Source organism: Phaeovulum sp. (assembly GCF_041596715.1).
In the GTDB taxonomy this organism is placed as follows: domain Bacteria; phylum Pseudomonadota; class Alphaproteobacteria; order Rhodobacterales; family Rhodobacteraceae; genus UBA6213.
Map to the genome: position 1 here is coordinate 1 of NZ_JBFHIA010000328.1, position 2,610 is coordinate 2,610.

3 protein-coding genes are annotated in these 2,610 nt (G+C 60.2%); 2 read left to right on the forward strand and 1 reads right to left on the reverse strand.

Translation table 11 applies throughout. The features are described from left to right. Positions 1-278: 278 nt before the first annotated feature. Complete coding sequence (locus ABY403_RS15470) at positions 279-743, forward strand: hypothetical protein (RefSeq protein WP_372841712.1); 465 nt, start codon at positions 279-281, stop codon at positions 741-743. A gap of 25 nt (positions 744-768) precedes the next feature. Further along, positions 769-1,437, forward strand: coding sequence for a DUF6680 family protein (locus ABY403_RS15475; protein WP_372841713.1), 669 nt, complete (start codon positions 769-771; stop codon positions 1,435-1,437). A 19-nt stretch (positions 1,438-1,456) separates the two neighbouring features. Here ABY403_RS15475 and lepA read toward each other — a convergent pair. Continuing rightward, the coding region (gene lepA / locus ABY403_RS15480) for a translation elongation factor 4 (protein WP_372841714.1) at positions 1,457-2,610 on the reverse strand (1,154 nt) is incomplete at its 5' end.

Genomic DNA, 2,610 nt, shown 5'->3' on the forward strand with positions numbered 1-2,610 from the left:
GCGTTTTCCCGCCGAACGCACAACCCGCGAGAATCGGGCCGAGAAAGAGGGTGCTTTCGCTGGGGGCGGTGCGTGACAGAGGGCAGCGCCCGAACCGAGGGGTGGGCGTGAAGCGCCCGCCCCGTGGGGGCGGTTCGGGCGCTGCCCGGTGCAAAGGGGCACCGGGCGGGACTGGGGTTGAAGCTTGATCACCCTGCAACTCGCTGCTCCGAAACAACTACGGACTTGCAATTAGATGCGCGAATGCTCGATCATCGCCGATAGTAGCGGAGGAGGAAGTGTTGCTTAGAGGAATGGTGATCGGAGCGGCAATCGCCATCATCGCATGCGGGCAGGCGATGGCTGAGGGCGCGGAAGGTGTTCTGGCCCGCTGCGGTGCTTCGAAAGGTCAGAGCTATTTCCTGAAAAACGAGGTCACTAACTCTGACGGTCCAAACTGGGCCGAAGACGGCATGTCAAACGGGAAAATCGTTCTCGTCCGTCTCGGCGACGAATGGGATATTCAGTTCGACGATGCCGTGGGTGCATTTGGCTACAGACAGGATGAGGCGAGCGTAATCGTTCTGGGCGCGACAAATGACCTGCTCACCATTGGCGCGTTTCGAGGAACCTATACTGATGTTTACACATTTGACTTCGCTCACGCTGAGGTAGTCTGGACATCACACAAGACCGGGACAATCACTGGCAAAATTGGTCTCTACCGCGCCGCCTGCGATGTCGTCTCTCTCGCGTTCAATTGACGAGGGCTTGCGCGCCGATACAAGCATGATCGATGATGCGCGGCAGAAGTGTGTGCGCCCGTGGGGGAGCGAGCGGATGGATTGGAGCATTGCAATCGTTTTTGCGACGCTGGCGGGGCCGGTGCTAGCGGTGCAGGCGCAAAAGTTGCTTGAACGGGAGCGTGCCATCAAGGAGCGGAGGCTTAACATCTTCCGAACCCTGATGGCCACGCGGGCGGCCATGCTGTCGCCGGGGTACGTCGAAGCGCTAAATGCGGTGCCTGTGGAGTTCTACGGCAGCGGCAAGAAGCTCAAAGCGATCAACGATGCGTGGAAGCTCTATCTGGATCACCACACGATCGAAGGTCCTGCCACCGACGCTTGGGCACAGAAGCGACTAGACCTGTTCCAAGACCTGCTGCACCTAGTGTCGCAGTTCCTTGGCTATAGCTTCAGCAAGGCGCAGCTCGCCCGCGACATATACTCGCCCCGCGCACACGGCGACCTTGAGAACGAGCAGACCATTATCCGTAAAGGGCTGGTCAGTCTGTTCAAGGGCGAGATGGTGGTGCCCCTCGCGGTCAAGGAGTTTCCCGCTGCGGAGGCCGGAAGCGCTGAGCTGCAAGCAGCGCTGCAACAGGTGCTCACCGATTTGCTGCAAGGCAAGAAGCCCCTCGCGATTGCCAGAGACAATACCGAGGACAAACCGCGCTAGCTCGCGGCCGAGCCCCGCCTCAATCATCCATCTTCAACGCCGAGATAAATGCCGCCTGCGGGATCTCTACCTTCCCGAACTGGCGCATCTTCTTCTTCCCCGCCTTCTGCTTATCCAGCAGTTTGCGTTTGCGGGTGGCGTCGCCGCCGTAGCATTTGGCGGTTACGTCTTTGCGCATGGCACTCAGGGTTTCGCGCGCAATCACGCGGCTGCCGATGGCGGCCTGAATTGGAATCTTGAACATATGGCGGGGGATCAGCTCTTTCAGCTTTTCCACCATCGCGCGGCCGCGCGCCTCGGCCCGGTCTCGGTGCACCATCATGGAGAGGGCATCGACCGGCTCTTCGTTCACCAGCACCGACATTTTAACAAGGAAATCTTCGCGGTAGCCGGTGATGGTGTAATCAAAGCTGGCGTAGCCCTTGGTCACGGATTTCAGGCGGTCGTAAAAATCGAACACCACTTCGTTCAGCGGCAGGTCATAGACGACCATGGCGCGGCTGCCTGCGTAGGTCAGGTCCATCTGAATACCGCGGCGGTCTTGGCAGAGTTTCAGCACATCGCCGAGGTATTCATCGGGCACCATGATCGTGGCCTTGATGCGCGGTTCTTCGATGTGATCGACCAAGGTCAGGTCGGGCATATCGGCGGGGTTGTGCAATTCGCGCACGGTGCCATCGCGCAGGTGCAGGTGATAGACGACCGAGGGCGCGGTGGTGATGAGGTCTAGGTTGTATTCACGTTCCAGCCTGTCGCGCACCACTTCGAGGTGCAGCAGCCCCAGAAAGCCGCAGCGGAAGCCAAAGCCAAGGGCGGCAGAGGTTTCCATCTCGGAAGTAAAGGAGGCGTCGTTCAGCGTGAGCTTTTCGATCGCGTCGCGCAGCGGTTCGAAATCGGCAGCATCCACCGGGAAGAGGCCGCAGAACACCACGGGTTGCGAGGGTTTGAAGCCCGCCAGCGCCGTGGCGCAGGGGCGGCGTTCATGGGTGATGGTGTCGCCCACCCGCGTATCGCGCACCTGTTTGATGCTGGCGGTGAAAACGCCAATCTCGCCCGGGCCGAGTTCACCGATCTCGACCATCTGCGGGCGCAGCACGGCGAGCCGATCGATGCCGTAAACGGCGCCGGTTTGCATCATCTTGATGCGGTCGCCCTTTTTCACCGAGCCATCCA

Excerpts from the sequence above, each read along its gene's own strand:
- ABY403_RS15475 (WP_372841713.1), top strand. The coding sequence starts at position 769 with ATGATCGATGATGCGCGGCAGAAGTGTGTGCGCCCGTGGGGGAGCGAG.